The sequence below is a fragment of the Flavobacterium sp. 140616W15 genome, assembly GCF_003668995.1.
GTDB lineage: Bacteria > Bacteroidota > Bacteroidia > Flavobacteriales > Flavobacteriaceae > Flavobacterium.
Map to the genome: position 1 here is coordinate 4,401,733 of NZ_CP033068.1, position 21,377 is coordinate 4,423,109.

The following is a 21,377-nucleotide window of genomic DNA, read 5'->3' on the forward strand; positions in this document are numbered from 1 at the left end:
CTGGAGTTTTCTTGTTTTAACACTGTTTCGTATTTAGTTATTTTGGTATAATCTTGATACGTATTTACCAATTACATCAAACTCTAAATTTATCTTGGTTTCAACTTTGAAATCTTTAAAATTGGTATTTTCAAATGTGTATGGGATTATTGATACGCTAAACTGATTTTTTTTAGAATTAACAACTGTCAAGCTAACTCCGTTTACAGTAATTGATCCTTTTTCGATGGTAATATTGTTTAGCTTTTCGTCATATTCGAAAGTATAGTTCCAGCTACCGTTGGCTTCCTCTATAGCAATACAGTTTCCTGTTTGGTCTACGTGACCTTGCACAATATGGCCATCAAGGCGGTCGCCTAACTTCATACCTCTTTCAAGGTTGATGATGTCGCCAATTTTCCAATCGCCGATATTTGTTTTTTGTATGGTTTCAGCTATAGCTGTAACGGTGTAAAGGGAGTCTTGTATATTTACAACTGTTAAGCAAATGCCGTTGTGAGAGATACTTTGATCAATTTTAAGTTCATTTGTAATAGAAGAATCTACAGTTATGTGTAGATTATCTCTGTCTTTTCTTATTTCGACTACATTGCCAAGGGTTTCTATGATTCCTGTAAACATTTCTTATTTTATTTTACTAAATTTGCACATCAAAATTAGTAATAAATAACCTGTGGTCATGATAAAAAATGCAGAAAATATAATCGTCGGAATTTCAATAGGAGATTTAAACGGTATTGGAAGCGAAGTTGTTCTTAAAACATTCGAAGATTCTCGAATGCTAGAACTATGTACCCCAGTTATTTTTGCAAATGTAAAAATACTGTCGTTTATAAAAAAGAATTTCACATCAACGGTAATGTTGCATGGAATTGATAAGTTAGATCAGATTTTACCAGGAAAAATTAATGTTTTTAATCTTTGGAGAGAAGGGATTGATATTAATCTGGGGACTAATGATGATAAAGTAGGGGAATATGCAATAAAATCTTTTGTAGCTGCAACAAAGGCTTTAAAAGAAGGAATTGTAGATGTTTTGGTAACTGCGCCTATTAATAAGTATAATATCCAATCAGAAACATTTAAATTTCCGGGACATACTGATTATTTGGATCAAGAATTGGAAGGTAATGCTTTAATGATGATGGTTCAAGATAATTTAAGAGTAGGTTTACTAACAGATCATATTCCGTTAAGCGAAGTAGCGTCGCATCTTACTGAAGAATTGATCGAGAGAAAAATTCAAACGATTAAAGAATCATTAATTCGTGATTTTAGTATCAATAAGCCTAAAATTGCAGTTTTAGGACTGAATCCGCATTGTGGAGATGGTGGCGTAATTGGTAAAGAAGATGATGCGATTTTAAAACCAGCACTAAAGAAAATATTTGATAAAGGAACATTAGTTTTTGGGCCTTTTCCTGCAGATGGTTTTTTTGGAAGTAGTCAGTATGAAAAATATGATGCTATTGTAGCAACTTATCACGATCAAGGATTGATACCTTTTAAAACATTGTCGTTTGGTAAAGGAGTTAATTATACTGCGGGTTTAAGTAAGGTAAGAACTTCGCCAGATCACGGTACAGCATATGATATTGCAGGAAAAGATATTGCAGATTACAATTCATTTAAAGAGGCTGTTTATTTAGCAATAGACATATTTCGCTCACGTAATCAATATGAGGAGATTAGTAAAAAACCTCTTAAAATAAAAGAAAAACAGTTATAAACAAAAAAAGGTGAATAAGATTATTAGTTTTACAATAATTTTATATCTTTGCACCCCGATTCAGAGTTCTGTGACTCAGAATATGAATTTGGAAAAATGATGTTGAAATGAGCAAGACAAAAGAATATTTAATTCCATTTGTAGGATTAAAGTTAGGTAAACACCATTTTGAGTATCAAATAAGTAATGTGTTCTTTGAAGGCTTTGATTATGAGGAATTTCAAAATTCGGATATCAAAGTAAATGTAGTTTTAGAGAAGAAAAGCAACATGTTAGAGTTGGGTTTCAAGCACAAAGGAACTGTAAATGTACCATGTGACTTAACAAGCGAAGATTTTGATTTGCCTTTAAAAGGTAATATGAAGTTGATAGTTCGTTTTGGAGAAGCTTTTAATAATGACAATGAAGAACTGCTTATTCTGCCTTATGGCGAATTTGAAATAGATATTGCACAATATATCTATGAAATGATTGCGCTTTCGGTACCTCTAAAAAGGATTCATCCAGGAATTAAAGATGGAAGTTTAAAAACTGAAGCTTTAGATAAGCTGAATGAGCTAACTATAAAAGAACAAAAAGAAGAGAGTACAAAAGAAGAAGATATTGACCCTCGTTGGGACAAATTAAAGAAACTATTAACGGATAAATAATATAGTAAAATGGCACATCCTAAGAGAAAAATCTCGAAAACAAGAAGAGATAAGAGAAGAACACATTATAAAGCTACTGTAGCTCAAATCGCTACATGTCCTATCACTGGAGAAGCACATTTATACCACAGAGCTTACTGGCATGAAGGGAAAATGTACTACAGAGGGCAAGTTGTTATAGATAAATCTGTAGCTGTTGCTTAATACATTTTTGTAAATGATATTAGAACTCTCACTATGTGAGAGTTTTTTTGTTGGTTATAATTTTCGTTATTTAAGAAAATTAAGACAATACGTTTAGAATTTTTTTTGTAATTTTCAAGTCTTTTAAAAATTTTTCAAATACCAGTATTTGGAAGGAAATAATTGAATATAATGAATACAATCACAGCCGCAATAACCGCTGTTGGAGCTTATGTTCCAGACTTTGTACTTTCAAACAAAGTCTTAGAAACTATGGTAGATACCAATGATGAATGGATTACTACCCGCACCGGAATAAAAGAAAGAAGAATTCTTAAAGATACTGATAAAGGAACCTCATTCCTTGCTATAAAAGCAGCACAAGATTTAATAGCTAAAGCTAATATTGATCCTTTGGAGATTGATATGATAATAATGGCAACAGCTACAGCAGATATGCCAGTAGCTTCTACAGGAGTTTTCGTTGCAACAGAAATTGGTGCAACAAATGCTTTTGCATACGATTTACAAGCAGCTTGTTCTAGCTTCCTTTACGGAATGTCTACAGCAGCAGCGTATATTCAGTCAGGAAGATACAAAAAAGTATTACTAATAGGAGCAGATAAAATGTCTTCTATAGTAGATTATACAGACAGATCTACTTGTATTATTTTTGGAGATGGCGCAGGAGCAGTATTATTTGAACCTAATTATGAAGGTTTAGGATTGCAAGATGAATATTTGAGAAGTGACGGAGTTGGTCGTGATTTCTTGAAAATACCAGCAGGAGGATCTTTGATTCCTACTACTTTAGAAACAGTTCAAGAAAACAGACACAATATTATACAAGACGGGAAAACTGTTTTTAAATATGCTGTTACCAATATGGCTGATGCAAGTGAATTAATTCTTAAGAGAAATAATTTAACAAATCAAGATGTAAATTGGTTGGTTCCGCATCAGGCAAACAAACGTATCATTGATGCTACTGCAAGCAGAATGGATTTAGAAGACTCAAAAGTATTAATGAATATTGAAAAATATGGTAATACAACATCGGCTACATTACCTTTGGTACTTAGCGATTTTGAGCATTTATTCAAAAAAGGAGATAACATTATTTTTGCCGCTTTTGGAGGTGGATTCACTTGGGGATCTATTTACTTAAAATGGGCTTACGATAAAAAATAAATTTAAACTAAAAACGAATATTATGGATTTAAAAGAAATTCAAAACCTAATCAAATTTGTAGCAAATTCGGGAGTTGCTGAAGTAAAGTTGGAGATGGATGATGTTAAAATCACCATTAGAACAACTTTAGAAGGTAATGTAACTGAAACCACGTATGTTCAACAATTGCCAGCTCAAGCAACATTGCCGCAAGCTGTAGTGCCTCAGCAAGCTGCTCCAGTAGTAACAACTACAGAAGCTCCAGCTGCAGCAGAAAATTCTAATTTGATTACTATAAAATCACCAATTATTGGAACTTTTTATAGAAAACCATCACCAGACAAACCAGCATTTGCTGAAGTAGGTTCAACAATTGCAAAAGGAGATGTTCTTTGTGTTATTGAAGCAATGAAATTATTTAATGAAATTGAATCTGAAGTTTCTGGTAAAATTGTTAAGATTTTAGTAGATGATATGTCTCCAGTTGAGTTTGATCAACCATTGTTTTTAGTAGATCCATCATAAAAAATTAGATTTAGATTTTAGCTTTTAGAAGTTTTCTATAAGCTAATAATCTTACGATCTAATTAATCTAATTATCTAATTTTTAAAAAGATGTTTAAAAAAATATTAATTGCGAATAGAGGGGAAATTGCACTTCGTGTGATTCGTACATGTAAGGAAATGGGGATTAAGACTGTTGCAGTTTACTCTACAGCAGATGCTGAAAGCCTACATGTGAAATTTGCAGATGAAGCGGTTTGTATAGGTCCTCCTCCGAGTAACTTATCGTATTTGAAAATGTCAAATATTATTGCTGCTGCTGAAATTACTAATGCAGATGCGATACATCCGGGATACGGATTTCTTTCAGAGAATTCAAAGTTTTCTAAAATATGTCAGGAACATGGAATCAAATTTATTGGTGCTGCTCCTGAAATGATTGATAGAATGGGTGATAAAGCTTCTGCTAAAGCTACTATGAAAGAAGCAGGAGTTCCTTGTGTACCAGGTTCAGATGGATTGTTAGAATCATTCGAACAAACACAGAAATTAGCCGAAGAATTTGGTTACCCAGTAATGCTTAAAGCTACTGCCGGTGGTGGTGGAAAAGGAATGAGAGCTGTTTGGAAAGCTGAAGATCTTCAGAAAGCTTGGGATAGTGCACGTCAGGAATCATTAGCTGCTTTTGGTAATGACGGAATGTATTTAGAGAAATTAATTGAAGAGCCTCGTCATATCGAAATTCAAATTGTTGGAGATTCATATGGTAAAGCATGTCACCTTTCAGAAAGAGATTGCTCTGTACAACGTCGTCACCAAAAATTAACTGAAGAAACTCCTTCGCCATTCATGACAGATGAATTGCGTACTAAAATGGGTGAAGCTGCTGTTAAGGCTGCTGAATTTATTAAGTATGAAGGAGCTGGAACAGTAGAGTTTCTTGTTGATAAACACAGAAATTTCTATTTCATGGAAATGAATACACGTATTCAAGTAGAGCACCCTATTACAGAGCAAGTTATTGATTATGACTTGATCCGTGAGCAAATTATGGTTGCTGCTGGAATTCCAATTTCTGGAAAAAATTATTTACCAGAATTACACGCTATAGAGTGTCGTATTAATGCTGAAGATCCATATAATGATTTTCGCCCTTCACCAGGAAAAATTACAACACTTCATATGCCAGGAGGTCACGGTGTACGTTTAGATACGCATGTGTATTCTGGTTATAGTATTCCGCCAAATTATGATTCGATGATTGCTAAATTAATTACTACTGCACAATCTCGTGAAGAAGCAATTAGCAAGATGAGAAGAGCTTTGGATGAATTTGTAATTGAAGGAGTTAAAACAACAATTCCTTTTCACAGACAATTAATGGATGATCCACGTTATATTGCAGGAGATTATACGACTGCTTTTATGGATACATTTAAAATGAAAGAATTGGAATAGATTATTACCATATAGTATTCAAAAGCCTCACAGGAATGTGAGGCTTTTTTTTGTTTATATGATTTTAGAAATCAATTTATGTGTATTTTTTACACACTTTTTATCCATTTTACACACTTTTTGATTATTAGCGGCTTTATGTATTTTTATTTAAGTCACTGATAATTAGTGCATTGAGGTGTTTTTTGTTTTTACGGCATAATAATTTCTTTATCTGAAGTGTAAAAACAATACAAATAATTTAAAATCTATTATTATGAAAAAGTTAATCTTATCAGCCGCAATCGTATTAGGAAGTTTGTCTTCATTTGCAACAGCTTTACCAACTTCAGTTATAGATGTTAAAACTACATCAGTTCAAGAAGAATATACTGAAATTAAAATCGAAGAATTACCAGCAGCAATTCCAGCAGCATTGAAAAAAGCATATCCAGATGCAGTACTTAATAAAGCATATGTAAATGCAAATAAAGAGTATAAGTTAGATGTAACTGTAGGAGATAAAGTGGGAAGTCTTTTTGCAGATGCAACAGGAAACTGGATTAAAAAATAATTCAATTTAGAAAATCAAAATAAATTAAAAAACATATAAAAATATATCATTATGAAAAAGTTAATCTTATCAGCAGCAATCGTATTAGGAAGTTTATCTTCATTCGCAACAACTTTACCAACTTCAGTTATAGATGTTAAAACTACATCAGTTCAAGAAGAATATACTGAAATTAAAATTGAAGAATTACCAGCAGCAATTCCGGCAGCATTGAAAAAAGCATATCCAGATGCAGTACTTAATAAAGCATATGTAAATGCAAATAAAGAGTATAAGTTAGATGTAACTGTAGGGGATAAAGTCGGAAATCTTTTTGCAGATGCAACAGGAAACTGGATTAAAAAATAATCGAAATTCGATTTAGAAGTTTATAATCATTAAATTTAGTATCATGAAAAAGATAATCTTATCAGCAGCAATTATATTAGGAGGCTTCTCGGCTAATGCGACGACTGTAGCAATTGCAGCATCAACTGTAAAAATAGTTAGTATTCAGGATGAGTACGTAGAGATTAGTGCAGATGCACTTCCTGCGGAAGTAAAATCTACTCTTGAGAAATCTTTTCCAGATGCAAAACTCGAAAAGGCTTATAAAAACGAAAAAAATATATACAAATTAGAAATCGTTCATGGCGATAAAAAATATACTATTTTCTCTGACGCATTAGGGAATCTGATCAAAAAATAATTGATCACAAACCAAATAAGTTAAATTTAAACATACATATCATTATGAAAAAAGTAATCTTATCCGCAGCAATTGTTTTAGGGAGTTTGTCAATTTATGCAGCAACTAGAACAATTACAGAGCCAGTTAATGAAGTTGTAATTGTGCAAGTGCAAGACGGCTACAATGAAGTTAGTGCAGATGCAGTGCCAGTAGCTGTAAAAACAGCTTTACAGAAGGCTTATCCGGATGTGAAACTTGATAAAGCATATGTAAATGAAAAGAAAGAATATAAATTAGAAATTTCAGTTGGTGACCAAAAGGCTACTGTGTATGCAGATGTCAATGGCAATTGGATAAAAATATAATTTAGGTAGATTAGTTTAGGTTTTTTTGGAAAGAGATTGCATCTGCAATCTCTTTTTTTTTGCATAATTTTATGAGAATACAATTATTTTAGTCTTATTTTAGCATGAAAAGTTCAAACACTAATGCCAAAGATTTTATTAATAGAAGATGATATTTCGTTTTGTAAGTTATTAGATAGATTTCTAACAAAAAAAGCATACACTGTCGTGACTGCTTTTTCTGCAACCGAAGCACGGAATATAATTAAGAATGAATCTTTTGATCTTATTATCACCGATTTGAGACTTCCAGATTCAGACGGGATTGGATTAATGGCTGAATTTAAAAAGATCTACCCTGAAATTCCTGTGATTTTAATGACAGGTTACTCTGATGTAAATACAGCTGTTAAAGCTATAAAAAATGGTGCTGCAGATTATATTTCGAAACCATTTAACCCAGAGGAAGTTTTGTTAGTAATCTCTAATGCATTACAAAATTCTGATATAGTTCCTGAAAAAGAACAGAAAGTAAAAAGTCCAAAAAAGTCAAACGAATTTGAGTTTGTAAAAGGAATTTCTAAAGCTTCGAAGAAGTTAGCAGAGCATATTAAATTGGTTAGCCCAACTAATATGTCGGTTTTGATAATTGGAGAAAGCGGTACTGGAAAAGAAATAATTGCTAAAAGTATTCACGAACAAAGTCCTAGAAAAGGAAATGATTTTATTGCGGTAGATTGTGGTGCAATACCTAAAGAATTAGCAGCGAGTGAATTTTTTGGACATTTAAAAGGTTCTTTTACAGGAGCTATCACCGATAAAATAGGTTACTTTGAAGCGGCTAATGGAGGAACTATTTTTTTAGATGAAATTGGAAATCTTTCTTATGAAAATCAGATTCAACTTTTAAGAGCATTACAGGAGCGCAAGATAAAACCAGTTGGTAGTAATAAAGAAATTGATGTAGATATTCGTATTGTAACTGCAACCAATGAAGATTTGCGTGAAGCGGTACAAAAAGGAGATTTTCGTGAAGACTTATACCATAGAATCAATGAGTTTTCTATTCATTCGCCTTCATTGATTGAAAGAGAAGAGGATTTAATGATTTTTGCGGATTACTTTCTTGAAAAAGCTAATGAGCAATTAAATAAAAATGTTATTGGTTTCTCGGATGAAGTAGTTGCTGTTTTTCAAAAATACAGATGGCCAGGAAACTTAAGAGAACTTCAAAATTGTGTTAAGAGAGCAACTTTATTATCACAAGGAGATTTTATAGAAAGTAGTGTTTTGCCATTAGAGTTTTTTCAGATTCAAAAGCAGGTACCAAATGATTTTTCATTGTCTGAAAATGAAAAAGAGGCTATTATTCATGCTCTTTCAAAAGCTAAAAATAATAAATCAGAAGCTGCAAAAATGCTGAAGATCACTCGAAAAACCTTATATAATAAGTTAAAACAATATAATATAGACTAACTTATTTCTTTTTTAAGGGTTTGAAGTAATGAATTGATTTTAGTTTTTAATTCATTGAAAATTATTTCTAAATCTGTATCTGAATATTTATTTTGTTCTAAATCGCTTAAAATTTCACTGATTTCAATTGCATTGATTTGCTTGAACATTGGGGATATTCGATGTGCAATAGCATTAATTTCGATCGTATCTCTATTATTGATGCTTTTTTCTAAAACGACTAAGTTTTCTTGTGTTGTTGTTATAAAAGTTTTAAGTACTTCTTGTAGAGCCTCTTTGTCATTTGCTAAAAATGATTTTAAAGAATCTAGAGAGATTTTTTTCTCTGAATTAAAGTTACTGGTCTCGCTATCTTCAGACTCAATTTTATACGAACTATCAAATAACGAAAATATCGTTTTTAGTAATGTTTTAGGTAAATATGGTTTTTTTACAACAGTTGTAAATCCAGCATCTAAATAAACTTTCAAATATAGATCCTCTCTCCCTGTTAAGGCAATTATTGGTTGGTTTTGATATTGAGAGTTCGTAGTTTCTTTTAATTTTTCTATAAATTGAAATCCATCAATTTCTGGCATTTGTATATCGGTTATGATAAAGTCAAAAGGAGTATTCTGAATTGTTTTTAAAGCGTCGTTTGCATTATTAAAAGCCAAAACTGTATAGTTGTTTTGCTTTAAAACTTCAGAAGTTAAACCTAGTAAATTAGTATCGTCGTCTATTACGATTGCAGTTTTAGGAGAGATTAAAGGAGTATTATGTTCTTTTGTAGTTAACTCTTCTAATTCAGGTTTTGGGTTGGTATCGAAAACTAGTGGAAGCTGAATTTCAAAGGTACTTCCTTTTCCAAAAACACTTTTTAGCTGTAAATCACCACCCAAAAGAGTCGCTATTTTTTTGATATGGCGAGACCTAAGCCTGTTCCTCCATATTTTTTTTCAATATTTTCATTGGCTTGAGCAAATTCTTCGAATATTAGGTTTTGATTTTTTTTCTCAATTCCGATACCAGAATCTTCAATTTTAATAATAACAAAATCTCCTTTGTCATTAATTGTAGCGTTGATTTTTATAAAACCTTTTTCGGTAAATTTATAAGCATTTCCAATTATATTGCTTAAGATTTGTTTGAGACGAAATGAATCTCCAATTATTCTTTGGTTTAGTTTTTCGTCAGCCTGAATGATAAGTTCTATGTCTTTCTGAATATATACAGATTGGATACTTTTGGCAACTTCTGTTATGATTTCAGGAAGTAAGAAGGGCTTCTTTTCGATTGTGATTTTCCCCGCTTCAATTTGAGAAAAATCAAGTAAATCCTGAACCAATTGCGAAATGTACTGAGATGAATTTCTGATATTCTTAATGAAATACGATTGCTTTGTATTCACGTCAGAATTGTCTAATAGTTCAGTATAGCCTACAATTGTGCTCAATGGGGTTTTTAAGTCATGACTTACTGTGGAAATAAGCTGTTCGCGACTTTTTAAGAGATTCCTGGTTTTAAAATTGGCAATTTCTAATTGCTTCTTATAAAGTTGTGTCTTAGAGAAATCACTCGCAATAAGAATTGAAAAAAAGATGGTAAGGAGTAATCCAACAATTGCTGCGCCAGTTATAATTTCGTTTATCTTTTTTAGTGATTTTTCTTTGTCTGTATTGTATTTTATTGAGTTTATTATAATTTCTCGTTCAATCATACGCAGTACTTTTCGGAGTTGCTCAGAAATTAAAATCTCATTTTTAAGTAGTTTGTTTTCTTGATAATTCAGGGATTCTTTCTTCTTCTCAGTTTCTCTTTTTACCGAGCTCAATAATTTTTTAGATGTAGATAAAATAGAGTCGGATGCTTTCTTACTTAGTGTATTTGTACTGTCGTCTGGGATATTCTGGTTAAGGTAGTCAACATATTTTTGCAAGACATTACGTTGATAAGATCCTAGCTTTTCAGGGTTTTTTGTAAAATCCTCGAGCTGTAATTTTCGTAAAGAAAATTCTAGCTTTGTTAATTCATCAATCGCATTATTTACGGTGACTTCATCGCTGGCTTTATTTTTGATGGACTTTAGTTGTCGAATGTTTCTGGTTTTTTCGGCCAATAAATAATTAACACTATCCAATAAGACAATTTGAGATTGGGTAGTGACTATTTTTTTTAAAGAATCAATTCGAATTCGTAAGGAATCAGATTCTTTGATATACTGTTTAAAATCAGTTTCAGAATTGGATTGAATTGTTTTTCGAGCTAGGCTTTCAGTTTTGTATACGTTTGAAAATAGCTGGCTTACTTTTAAAATTTTAGTTTTTTCAAAAGCAATTTTACTTTCTATATTTGAATAAATAACATTCTCTGAATATAAAACCCAACCCACGCTAATTACAAGTGAAGCTAAGGCGATGTAACTTATAAAAACTTTAAGCGGAATGTAACTGTTTTTACTCTCCATAGATCGTAATTGTAGGGGTTTTGTTTTTTTATATTTTCGCAATTTATTTAAAATTTTCTGATTTAGGCTTATAAATCACAATCAATATGTTACATGATTTTAATTAGTAAATGCAAAAAAGCCACAGATACCTATTTAATATCTGTGGCTTTTAAATAAAATTATTTTAAACGAATTGATTGATTAGTCTCTAATTCAAGAACAATTTGATTAAAGTGTTTCGTCTAACCATTTAAAGAATTCACCTTGCCAAACTTGTGCGTTTTGTGGTTTTAAAACCCAGTGATTTTCTTCAGGGAAATACAATAATCTACTTTTTATTCCGCGTAATTGAGCAGCTTGAAATGCTTCTTGAGATTGACCAATTGGCACACGGAAGTCTTTTCCACCTTGAATAATCAAGATTGGTTTATTCCATTTATCAACATAGTTTATTGGGTTAAAAGTAGTGTATGCTTTTTGAGCAACAGCATTATTTTTATCCCAGTAAGGACCACCAAAATCCCAGTTGTTAAAGAAAACTTCTTCGGTAGTTCCAAACATACTTTGTGTATTGAAAACACCATCATGAGCAATAAAAGTCTTAAAACGGTTGTTGTGAATTCCTGCTAAAAAGAAAGCCGAATAACCACCGTAGCTTGCGCCTACACAGCCTAAACGAGTTTTGTCAACATAACTTTCTTTTGCAACATCATCAATAGCAGATAAATAATCATCCATAACCTGTCCACCCCAATCTTTACTAATTTGTTCATTCCATTTTACACCGTGACCTGGCATTCCGCGGCGGTTAGGGGCTACAACGACATAACCTTTAGCAGCCATTAATGAGAAATTCCAACGGAAAGAATACGATTGTGTTAAAGCAGATTGTGGTCCACCTTGGCAGTATAAAAGAGTTGGGTATTTTTTTGAAGCATCAAAATTTGGAGGTAAGATTACCCAAACCAACATTTTTTTACCATCTGTTGTAGTAACATAACGTCTTTCAGTTTTGCTTAACGTAAGTTTTTCGTATGCCTCAGTATTTACATTAGATAATTGCTTCCAAGTATTCTTTTTTAAATTAAAAGAGAAAATTTCATTGGCATGATTCATATCTGATCTAGTAACAATAATGTGGTCATCTGCAAAACCAACTAAATCATTTACATCGTAATTACCATTTGTAAGTTGAAGTACTTTAATTGCAATTTTAGTTAATCCTGGGAAATTTACTTCAAAAAGTTGTTTTGTGCCATCAATAGGAGCTACAAAAAATACTTTTTTACCGTCTTTACTCCACATAAAACTATTTACTGTTCCATCCCAGTTAGCAGTTAGGTTGATTTTTAAACCTTTAAAATCAACAATAATATCATTTTTATCAGCTTCATAACCATCACGTTTCATTTGCAACCAGGTTAAATTTCCTGTTGGTGAAAATTTTGGAGCCATGTCGTAACCTAAATTCTCTTCAGTTCTATTTATTGTTTTACCAGTTTCAAGATTATACTCGTAAATATCAGTATTAGTAGAAATTGCATATTGTGTTCCCACTTTTTTCTTGCTTACATATAAAATGCTTTTCCCATCAGGAGACCAAATATAATCTTCATCTCCACCAAAAGGTTTTTGAGGACTATCAAAATTTTCTCCTTTTAGAATGTCAATTCCAGTAGCGCCATCTTTGTTCTCTTTGTAAAAAACATGATTAAATTTACCTTCATTCCAAGTGTCCCAGTGGCGGTAATCTAAACCATCGTAAATTTGTGCATCTGATTTTTCTAGAGTTGGATAAAAATCTTTCCCTAATACTTTGTCAATTTTCACTTCTTCATTGTACACTAAAAATTTTCCGTCTGGGGAGATGTTTTTATCAGTTAAAACTGTTTTTATATCCGAAACTTCGGTTGCATTTCCACCATTTACAGGTAGTGTATAATATTTTGATTTCGAATTATTTTCGGCAATAGACGGTGTTGTAACCTTGTAAACAACGTTTTTTCCATCTTTCGAAAGTCCAAGTGGAGTAACTCGACCTAACTTCCATAATAATTCGGGTGACATTACATTTTGTGCCATGGTACTTAAACTCATCATTACTAAGGTTGTAAATAGTGCTTTTTTCATAGATTTAAACTTAATTTTTAAGGTTCTAAAAGTACAAAATTTATTCCAGCAACCTGATGATAGTGTAGTAGGTATTCTCTTAAAATAAAAGATAAAGGATAATTGCAGATTTGAATAATTAGTTCAATCATAATAAGTGATATGAGTTTGTTTTGAGTTTGTTTTGGACAATTTTGTTATATGATTTTATGTTTTCTAAATGTTTGGATAAAAGGCTTAAACAGTAAAAGACTTCCTATTGTAAATACTCAAAAAATCACTATTTTTATAAAAAATATCAATATGGAATTAAGTTATTGGGAGCTTAAAAATTGGTTTACAAATGTAGACTTTACTATTGTTGGTAGTGGAATTGTAGGCTTGCATGCAGGATTACGCTTGCGCGAAAAATTTCCCAAAGCCAAAATTTTGATTCTCGAAAAAGGAATGTTACCTCAGGGAGCAAGTACAAAAAATGCTGGTTTTGCTTGTTTTGGAAGCCTATCTGAAATAGTTGATGATTTAAAATCGCATACAGAAGAAGATGTAATCAAGCTTATCGAAAAGCGTTGGAAAGGATTGCAATTATTACGTAAACGATTGGGAGATCATGCGATCGATTTTAAACCTTATGGAGGGTATGAGTTATTTCTGAAAGAAGATGAAAAAGGATACAATGAATGTTCCAGCAAATTACCTTTTGTGAATGAAATCCTTAAACCTTTTTTTAAGACAGATGTTTTTGCTAAAGAAGTAGGCTGTTTTGAGTTTAAAGGGATTCATGAGTATTTGGTTTTTAATCCTTTTGAAGGACAATTAGATACGGGTAATATGATGCAAGCATTGTTAAAAGAGGCAATTGAAGCTAATATTTTGATTTTGAATAAGCAAACTGTTACGTCCTATTTTGACAAAGGGAATAATGTCGAGGTTGCATTAGGCGATTTTACTTTTACTACAAATAAAATTCTATTCGCAACAAATGGGTTTGCTAGTAAGCTTACAGATGGAGGAGTAAAGCCTGCAAGAGCACAGGTTCTTATTACAGAACCTATTCATGATTTAGAAATTAAAGGGGCATTTCACTTAGATAGAGGGTATTATTATTTTAGAAATGTCGGTGATAGAATTTTATTAGGAGGTGGTCGAAATCTTGATTTTGAAACCGAAACAACAACCGAATTTGGGCATACAGAAATAATACAAAATAAATTGGAAGATTTGTTGAAAAATGTAATTTTACCAAATCAAAAAATTGATATCGCTCACAGATGGAGTGGGATAATGGGAGTAGGAAATAGTAAAAACCCAATTGTGACCCAATTCTCTGAAAACGTATATTGTGGCGTTCGATTAGGAGGAATGGGAGTAGCAATAGGTAGTTTAATAGGAACAGAATTAGCAGATTTAATATAATGGCGACTAAAAAAGCAGCACCAAAAAAAACAACAACAAGTAAAGCAAAACCAACTTCTAAAAAAAGTAACAGGTCATTTGGCAGTAAAATAGTTCGTTTTTTTTGTAAACTCCTTTTATGGTTCTTTGGGATTTCAATATTTTTTGTGGTGCTTTTTAAATATGTCCCTGTCCCTTTTACACCTTTAATGGTAATTCGTGGTATTGAAAATAAAATAGACGGAAAAGAGAATTATTTTAGTCACGATTGGGAGCCAATTGAGAATATATCCATGAATTTACAAAAAGCAGTTATTGCGAGTGAAGATGGAACTTTCTTGAAACACAATGGTTTTGACTTTAAGGCATTGCAAAAAGCATATAAAAGTAACGAGCGTGGCAGAAGAATAAGAGGAGGAAGCACTATATCACAGCAAACCGCCAAAAATGTTTTTTTATGGCAAGGAAAAAGTTATTTCCGTAAAGGACTTGAAGCTTATTTTACAGTCTTGATCGAATTAGTTTGGGGAAAAGAACGTATTATGGAAGTGTATCTTAATAGCATCGAAATGGGAGATGGAGTATATGGAGCCGAGGCTGCAGCACAACATTGGTACCGAAAGAGCGCAAAGAGTCTTACTCCTATACAAGCTGCTGGAATTGCAGCTATCTTACCAAATCCCCGTAAATTTAAAGCAACCGGATCTTCAAGCTACATAAATAAAAGAAAAAATAAAATTGTTAAAGTGATGCGCAGCGTTGGTAAAATTAATTATGATGATACCAAAAAAGGGACTTAGTATTCTGTTTATTTTAGCAACCACTTTTGTTTTTGCCCAAAGTAGAACCAGTGAGATTGGATTGATTACTGATAATGATTTATATACATCGTCTAAAAATGACATGTATTATACAAATGGTTTAGAGCTTTTCTATCGTTTTTTATCAAAGAATGAGAATGAAAAGATAAACAAGAAAATTACAGAATTTCGTCTTGGACAATATATTTATAATCCAAGATTTATTAATAAATCGGCTGTTGATAAAAATGATCGTCCTTTTACAGGATATCTTTTTGTAGAAGCAGGCCGAAGTTTTTTTTATCAAAGCGAATCGGTTTTAAAGACAGATTTTCAGTTAGGTTTTATGGGACCAAATGCTTTAGGGAAAGAAACTCAGGAAAGTTTCCACCATTTAATAGGGTATAAAAATGTATATGGTTGGGAAAATCAGCTTAGTAATGCTTTTGCCGTGCAGGCTCATGTTATGTATTCTAAGAAATTATTCCCAACGAAACACAATGATTTTATTGATCTTCATTTTCAGTCTGAAGCAAATCTTGGGACTATTTTTACGGGAGTTTCTACAGGATTATTAACCCGAATAGGCTTTAAGAGATTACTCCCAATTTATGACTCTAATTTGCATGATGCTTCTGTAAGTTTTGAACCGCAATTTAATATTAGAGAGTTTTACTTTTACGCAATGCCAAGCGTTAATTACCAGTTTTATGACGCTACAATTCAGGGTAGTATGTTTAACAATTCAAGTCCAATAACTTTTGACTTACAACCGCTTCGTTTTAATGCTGAGTTTGGTTTAAAATATCGCCACAATAATTTTAATATGTCTTATTCTTTTATTTACCGTGGCAAAGAATTAAAGGGAGATCCGTATAATACTAATACGGGGTATTTCTTTGGCTCTATTCGATTTGGGTATTTGTTGAAATAGTTTTTTTAAAGTTACTAAGGTTCTGAGGTTTTTATAACTCGCAAACTCGCAATTTTTTTTATTCAATATAGCTTTGGCTAGAGCGAGTGTCCCTTGCTCTGCGAAGTCTCCCGAATTCGTAGCGACAACGATAGGAAAATATAGCTTTGGTAGAAAGTAAAAGAAAAATAAATTAGAGTGAGTACGAAGTCAGGAGACTTCGCACAGCAGATGTGTTAGGAAGCTCTTAAGGAATCGTCTTAAAATCGATTTTCAGTCAAAATAACTTTAAGATGAAAAAAGCAGTATTCAAAAATATTGAAATGCTGCTTTTTAATTTGAATTATAATTTTAAAGCATTTCTAATCTGTCTGTCTGGTTTTTACGAAATAAAAAATAGTACCAATAATCAGAATTGGTAAAACAAAATAATAATAACTTACAAAATGATAAGCGCCATTATAGCTAGCTAAATAAAAATAATCAGCAAGGTAAAAATAGGCAGATAATAAAACACAGAGTACCACAAAAATTAAATAGTATTTAGTAACTGAGTTCATTTTCAGGTATGAAATTGGTTTAAGGAACATCAATAAATATTTTGAAGAATGTTTCTCCTGAGATTCCTCTATGCGTTTTTCTAATTTTTGTATTAAAATTTTCCTCAAATAAAAAACTGTCCCAATAATAAAAGCTGCAACCACGAAAAAGAAATAACTTATTAGGTAGTAAGTATCATACAAATTAATGGTATAGAAATATTGGTAAAAGTAAAAATAGATAAACAACAAAATGCAGAGTGTAACAAAAATTAAATAATTTCTATTTAGTGTTTTCATATATTTTCATTATTAAAAAAAGCATTATACATTTTGAAATGTCCTAAATATATTCCTTGAAAACTAATATTATCTATGACAGAATGGATTAGTTCTTGTGGGAATTTTTGATATAGGAGTTTCTTTTCTACAATCGATTCTACATCTAAGATTAAATCTTTCAATTTTCTAGTGTCCGTATTTGCCAGTTCAAGTTCATTTATTTTTAATTAAAAAAAACAATAAATTTTTATGAAATACAAAAAAACCTGTCCAAATAAATGAACAAGTTTAAAAGATAATTTTGCCAAAACCTTAAGATTTTGGCAAAGTTATTTGTTTCTGTTTTTTCTCTTTATAAATTCTATAGAATAAAAAAATGTACCAAATAGATAAAACTAGTATGGCTGGGTAAAAGTAACTTACAATATAAAATGTATTAGAAATACAAAAATTGAAATTGTATTCTATAAAGTAGAAAAAAATCCACAATAAAGTGCCAATTGCAAGGAATGTTAAAAAATTAGTTTTCATTTTCTTTCATTATTACATTATTAAAAAAAGCATTATACATTGTAAAATAGCCGAATTCTGAATCTTGAAAACTGATATCGTCAACGACAAAATTAAGCAATTCGTTTGGGAATTTTCTATACAGAAATTTATCTTCAATTATAGTTTCAATTTCTAAAACTAAGTCATTTATCTGTCTGGTTTCTGTATTTTTATTTTCTAAGTCAGTAATTTCAGATTCGGAAAAAAATAATTCAATCATATTCTTCTGCACATTGATTACATAGTAAGGCAATATTACACTTACAAACAATGATATTGTGTATAATTCTCTGTCTGCAATGATTGACACATTAAACGTCATACATCTATCTCCCAGATTAAACAATGAGAAGTCTGCAAAATGTTTTAAAGTCTTATCATTTTCAAATTTTTCAAGAATAGTCTTCCTAAGAACCTTTCCATCCTCAGTATCGAAATCAGTTATGATTTGATTTAATCTCTTATACTCCTCACTAATGAAATACTTATCTTTTTCAGTATAAGCACATATATTTCGTGGATAGAGTAAATACACTAAATTCATTAAAACCTTATCAATCATAGTTATAGTATTAATATTATCTACAATCTCCCGCTGTGAAATAATTAGTTTTATAATTAGTAGCAGGTAAAATTTGCGCTTGGCAAGAAAATGAAATTGCGATAAAGAATGTTAGAATCAGTATTTTTTTCATAAGTTGAGTTTTATAATTATTAATCAACTTCAGTAATTATCGATATATAATAGAGGTTCATATTGGTATCTTTTGAGATTAAAATATATTACCTCAATTAATTGATTTGTTTTCTGACTAGATAATCAACAGAATAATATTTTTTTCCTTTATAAAAAAGGAAAAAAGTATGTTGTTTGTTAATATTATCATTCTTTAAAACCATCTCTAATTCTTTTCTACTAGTATTTGTTGTTAATTTTTTATTTCCTAAATAAGGACTAGAACTAAAAAAAACTTTCTTTTTATTTATTAATATTTTAAAACCTGATATTTCTTCTTTTCCTTTATGTACTCTGTAGATAACTTCATCTGTCGTAGTATCAAAACCAAAGACAATAATATCTTTTTTCTCCTGAGAAAAGGCACTCATGAAAAATAAAACGTTTAAGATTATGTATAATGTTTTCATTTTGTATGTGAATTAATTACAAGCTTTTCCTGCTTTAGAAAGCCATTGTTTATAAACGTCTGCTATTTTTTGCTTTTGAGTTTGACTTAATGCATTCCATGTAGCCATAAACCAATAATCCTATTCCTAAAATTAAAAGTGCGTAAATAAAATATTTCATAATCTTGTATAGTATTCATCCAAATAAAGAATGCGTTAAAAAAAGTAAAATCTCCAAAAGAAATAAACCCTCTACTTTCTTATCTTTTTATATACTTTATCAAATGATATACACATCCTAATACAAACACTAATAATACTAGATAAAAATAATTTACCACATAAAAAGTATCTCCTATGCAAAAATCAAAATAATACTCCGAAAAGTAAAAAAATACAAATAACGAAAAACTTGTTGTGGAGAATATTAAAAATTTATTTCTCATTTTTTATTCCTTATTAATGGTTTTTAAAAATCTGAATATTCCCAATCCACCTCATATTTTATTAATTTCATATCCGTTTTTTCTAAAAGATAAATTTTAAAATATGGATGAACTTTAGTAATTGGAAAAGGATATGAGAATCCAGATTTTTTATAAATTTCAGTTTTTTTAATTTCATTTTTATAAAAAACAACCTCATTATCTCTAAGCTTAGTAGTCTTTTCTAATTTTATATTATTTAAAAATCTAACAGAAGATGTATCAACTTTATGTTTGTCTTTATCAAAGACAAATCTCTCTGATCCTATCTTAAAAATTTTTTTTCTACCTTCTTCTGTTTTTACATTACCCTCTTTTGGGATAAATAATACATACTTTAAAGGTTTTAAATATTTACCTCCTCCTTTATAGAAAGTAAAATAATCACTTTCTTTCTTTTGAGCATTTATTATGAAATTAATCGTTAATAGTATTATTAGACAAATCTTCTTTTTCATGATTATTTACAGTTTGAAGGCCCTTTATAAAAGTGCTCGTTAATTAATTTAGTAACTGATTCTTTTTCGATAGCTGATAAGTTATCCCAAGCAATAGACGTAACATTTTTCTCTAATTTCCCTAAGCCTACCCAGGCAATCTTTTCGTACGTTAAACGTGGCAATCTATTATTATCAAATTGTTGAATGATATCTGCAATGGCTCCTCTATAATGATTAGCCATCATTTCGTGATTCCAAGTAGCTTTGAATCTTTTATAATAATAATCTTTCTGATACAATTACATTAGTTGACACAATTAGTAAATAGTTTTTGATTGTGATGTTTTACAGCTATTTGAAAGAATACGAATCTACTTAAAAACACAAAATTAACCACTGCAAACAAGCTTTCAAACTACATTAATGATGAAGAAATGAAAATAAAGCTTTTTAACAAGAAACCGCCTTAAAATCGATTTTCAGTCAAAATAACTTTAAAATGAAAAAAGCAGTATTCAAAATATTGAAATACTGCTTTTGTTTTTATTCAATCTCATAAGCTGAATCTACTTGAATGAATTCTATTTTTTGATGATTTTTTTTAACCAAAATCACCACATAACTATTAAAATATTCCCAAAGCTTATAATCATTTAATTTAGGATTTTTGTTTTTGTCATAAAACGCAGAGGATTGTACAAAATCTTTAAGACAAAGAGCTGTTTTTTTATTTGTTTTTTGATTATCTAAATTTTTAACTTTTTGAAAGTAGAAACTACCATAATTGGAACCACTACCATCTTGAAGATAAAAATGATTTGGTATTTCAGCATGAGTTTTAATATACTTATTATCGTAATTAAAAAACAGGGTGTCTTTTGTTTTTTCTTGAGCCTTTAAAATGACAGAAGAAAATAAAGCTATTAAAATAAAGACAACTATTTTCATTTTTTAAATTTTATGCATCACAAAATGCGTTGACACTCCTATATGTCTTATCATAATTAGCAATTATTCAATAGCATACATTGGTTCTACTTCAACATATTTCTTTTGCCCAAAAGCTTCCTCAACCAGGACTAAAACATAATTATTAAAATATCCATAAAGTTCATAATCATTTAATTTTACTTTTTTGTTATCATCATAAAACTTTGACGAACGTACAAATTTTTCTAGACTAAATATTTCTTTGGGTTTTAAACCATTTAATATTCTAATTGTTTCAAAATAAATCCCCCCATTAGTTGTATCATGCCCATCTTTAAGTAAAAAAGTTTTTGATTCATCTTTTGGTCGATACACGTAACTATTATCTAATTTAAAATAAAGAGTATCCTTTATTTTATTGTTAACAGCATTTTCTCCTTTACCAATTGGATAATAAGAATAATATTCTAAATATCTAGGTTGGATAAATTCATTCCCATTTACAAAGTATATTATGTACTTCTCAGTCAACGAATCTTTCAGCTTCCATTTGTCTACCATTTCGTTATGTTTTCCATCAAAATAGAACTTCCGATTTTCAATATACTTCTTTATTGATAGGATTTTTTTCGGCTTTAAAT

Annotated in this window: 25 protein-coding genes; 14 read left to right on the top strand and 11 right to left on the bottom strand. The window is 30.6% G+C overall.

The genetic code is table 11. The features are described from left to right. Positions 1-33 precede the first annotated feature (33 nt). Positions 34-621: a riboflavin synthase gene (locus EAG11_RS19235; protein ID WP_129540601.1), complete on the bottom strand. Its 588-nt coding sequence runs from the start codon at positions 619-621 to the stop codon at positions 34-36. A 58-nt stretch (positions 622-679) separates the two neighbouring features. On the opposite strand from EAG11_RS19235, the gene pdxA reads away from it, so the two are divergent. The 11 genes from pdxA (at position 680) to EAG11_RS19290 (ending at position 8,738) form a co-directional block, all read left to right on the top strand. Next, positions 680-1,729 carry a 4-hydroxythreonine-4-phosphate dehydrogenase PdxA gene (gene pdxA / locus EAG11_RS19240; RefSeq protein WP_129540602.1) on the top strand — a complete coding sequence of 350 codons (1,050 nt, stop codon included), beginning with the start codon at positions 680-682 and terminating at the stop codon, positions 1,727-1,729. Positions 1,730-1,836: 107 nt separating this feature from the next. Further along, positions 1,837-2,379 carry a DUF177 domain-containing protein gene (locus tag EAG11_RS19245; protein WP_129540603.1) on the top strand — a complete coding sequence of 181 codons (543 nt, stop codon included), beginning with the start codon at positions 1,837-1,839 and terminating at the stop codon, positions 2,377-2,379. 9 nt (positions 2,380-2,388) lie between these two features. Beyond that, on the top strand, positions 2,389-2,583 hold the full coding sequence (rpmF, locus tag EAG11_RS19250) for a 50S ribosomal protein L32 (protein ID WP_007137315.1): 195 nt from the start codon (positions 2,389-2,391) through the stop codon (positions 2,581-2,583). Between the two features lie 171 nt (positions 2,584-2,754). After that, the gene (locus EAG11_RS19255) at positions 2,755-3,753 is read left to right on the top strand and encodes a beta-ketoacyl-ACP synthase III (protein WP_129540604.1); all 999 of its coding nucleotides are present in this window, start codon (positions 2,755-2,757) and stop codon (positions 3,751-3,753) included. A 22-nt stretch (positions 3,754-3,775) separates the two neighbouring features. Beyond that, positions 3,776-4,258 carry an acetyl-CoA carboxylase biotin carboxyl carrier protein gene (gene accB / locus EAG11_RS19260; RefSeq protein ID WP_129540605.1) on the top strand — a complete coding sequence of 161 codons (483 nt, stop codon included), beginning with the start codon at positions 3,776-3,778 and terminating at the stop codon, positions 4,256-4,258. Between the two features lie 90 nt (positions 4,259-4,348). After that, complete coding sequence (gene accC, locus EAG11_RS19265; protein WP_129540606.1) at positions 4,349-5,695, top strand: acetyl-CoA carboxylase biotin carboxylase subunit; 1,347 nt, start codon at positions 4,349-4,351, stop codon at positions 5,693-5,695. A gap of 256 nt (positions 5,696-5,951) precedes the next feature. Then, positions 5,952-6,248, top strand: coding sequence for a hypothetical protein (locus EAG11_RS19270; RefSeq protein ID WP_129540607.1), 297 nt, complete (start codon positions 5,952-5,954; stop codon positions 6,246-6,248). Between the two features lie 51 nt (positions 6,249-6,299). Next, a complete protein-coding gene (locus tag EAG11_RS19275) occupies positions 6,300-6,596 on the top strand; it encodes a hypothetical protein (protein WP_129540608.1) in 297 nt (98 codons plus the stop codon). A gap of 43 nt (positions 6,597-6,639) precedes the next feature. Continuing rightward, on the top strand, positions 6,640-6,936 hold the full coding sequence (locus EAG11_RS19280; RefSeq protein ID WP_129540609.1) for a hypothetical protein: 297 nt from the start codon (positions 6,640-6,642) through the stop codon (positions 6,934-6,936). A gap of 44 nt (positions 6,937-6,980) precedes the next feature. Further along, on the top strand, positions 6,981-7,283 hold the full coding sequence (locus EAG11_RS19285; RefSeq protein WP_129540610.1) for a hypothetical protein: 303 nt from the start codon (positions 6,981-6,983) through the stop codon (positions 7,281-7,283). A 123-nt stretch (positions 7,284-7,406) separates the two neighbouring features. Beyond that, on the top strand, positions 7,407-8,738 hold the full coding sequence (locus EAG11_RS19290) for a sigma-54 dependent transcriptional regulator (protein ID WP_129540611.1): 1,332 nt from the start codon (positions 7,407-7,409) through the stop codon (positions 8,736-8,738). Here the strand turns inward: EAG11_RS19290 and EAG11_RS22490 are convergent. From EAG11_RS22490 to EAG11_RS19300, 3 genes are all read right to left on the bottom strand, one after another. Then, positions 8,735-9,619: a response regulator gene (locus EAG11_RS22490; RefSeq protein ID WP_242499205.1), complete on the bottom strand. Its 885-nt coding sequence runs from the start codon at positions 9,617-9,619 to the stop codon at positions 8,735-8,737. The genes EAG11_RS19290 and EAG11_RS22490 overlap by 4 nt on opposite strands. 8 nt (positions 9,620-9,627) lie before the next feature. Beyond that, positions 9,628-11,184 (bottom strand): HAMP domain-containing sensor histidine kinase, encoded by a 1,557-nt coding sequence (locus EAG11_RS22495; protein WP_242499206.1) that lies wholly within the window; start codon positions 11,182-11,184, stop codon positions 9,628-9,630. Positions 11,185-11,394: 210 nt separating this feature from the next. After that, on the bottom strand, positions 11,395-13,296 hold the full coding sequence (locus tag EAG11_RS19300) for a S9 family peptidase (RefSeq protein WP_129540612.1): 1,902 nt from the start codon (positions 13,294-13,296) through the stop codon (positions 11,395-11,397). A gap of 282 nt (positions 13,297-13,578) precedes the next feature. Here EAG11_RS19300 and EAG11_RS19305 point away from each other — a divergent pair, with 282 nt between their 5' ends. The 3 genes from EAG11_RS19305 to EAG11_RS19315 are packed head-to-tail and all read left to right on the top strand — an operon-like array spanning position 13,579 to position 16,404. Beyond that, on the top strand, positions 13,579-14,691 hold the full coding sequence (locus tag EAG11_RS19305; protein ID WP_129540613.1) for an FAD-binding oxidoreductase: 1,113 nt from the start codon (positions 13,579-13,581) through the stop codon (positions 14,689-14,691). After that, complete coding sequence (gene mtgA / locus EAG11_RS19310; RefSeq protein WP_129540614.1) at positions 14,691-15,470, top strand: monofunctional biosynthetic peptidoglycan transglycosylase; 780 nt, start codon at positions 14,691-14,693, stop codon at positions 15,468-15,470. Before EAG11_RS19305 ends, mtgA begins: the two co-directional genes overlap by 1 nt. Next, positions 15,445-16,404, top strand: a complete 960-nt coding sequence (locus tag EAG11_RS19315) for a lipid A deacylase LpxR family protein (protein ID WP_371414610.1) — start codon at positions 15,445-15,447, stop codon at positions 16,402-16,404. Before mtgA ends, EAG11_RS19315 begins: the two co-directional genes overlap by 26 nt. Positions 16,405-17,218: 814 nt before the next feature. Here the strand turns inward: EAG11_RS19315 and EAG11_RS19320 are convergent. The 7 genes from EAG11_RS19320 to EAG11_RS19350 form a co-directional block, all read right to left on the bottom strand. Then, positions 17,219-17,386, bottom strand: coding sequence for a hypothetical protein (locus EAG11_RS19320; protein ID WP_207209607.1), 168 nt, complete (start codon positions 17,384-17,386; stop codon positions 17,219-17,221). A 338-nt stretch (positions 17,387-17,724) separates the two neighbouring features. Then, on the bottom strand, positions 17,725-18,318 hold the full coding sequence (locus EAG11_RS19325) for a hypothetical protein (RefSeq protein WP_129540615.1): 594 nt from the start codon (positions 18,316-18,318) through the stop codon (positions 17,725-17,727). A gap of 230 nt (positions 18,319-18,548) precedes the next feature. Next, the gene (locus tag EAG11_RS19330; protein ID WP_039117922.1) at positions 18,549-18,902 is read right to left on the bottom strand and encodes a hypothetical protein; all 354 of its coding nucleotides are present in this window, start codon (positions 18,900-18,902) and stop codon (positions 18,549-18,551) included. A gap of 448 nt (positions 18,903-19,350) precedes the next feature. Further along, on the bottom strand, positions 19,351-19,824 hold the full coding sequence (locus EAG11_RS19335) for a hypothetical protein (protein WP_129540616.1): 474 nt from the start codon (positions 19,822-19,824) through the stop codon (positions 19,351-19,353). Positions 19,825-19,826: 2 nt separating this feature from the next. After that, the gene (locus tag EAG11_RS19340) at positions 19,827-20,105 is read right to left on the bottom strand and encodes a hypothetical protein (RefSeq protein ID WP_129540617.1); all 279 of its coding nucleotides are present in this window, start codon (positions 20,103-20,105) and stop codon (positions 19,827-19,829) included. A gap of 244 nt (positions 20,106-20,349) precedes the next feature. Next, positions 20,350-20,754, bottom strand: a complete 405-nt coding sequence (locus tag EAG11_RS19345; protein WP_129540618.1) for a hypothetical protein — start codon at positions 20,752-20,754, stop codon at positions 20,350-20,352. A gap of 63 nt (positions 20,755-20,817) precedes the next feature. Next, a complete protein-coding gene (locus EAG11_RS19350) occupies positions 20,818-21,297 on the bottom strand; it encodes a hypothetical protein (RefSeq protein ID WP_129540619.1) in 480 nt (159 codons plus the stop codon). Positions 21,298-21,377: the final 80 nt, after the last annotated feature.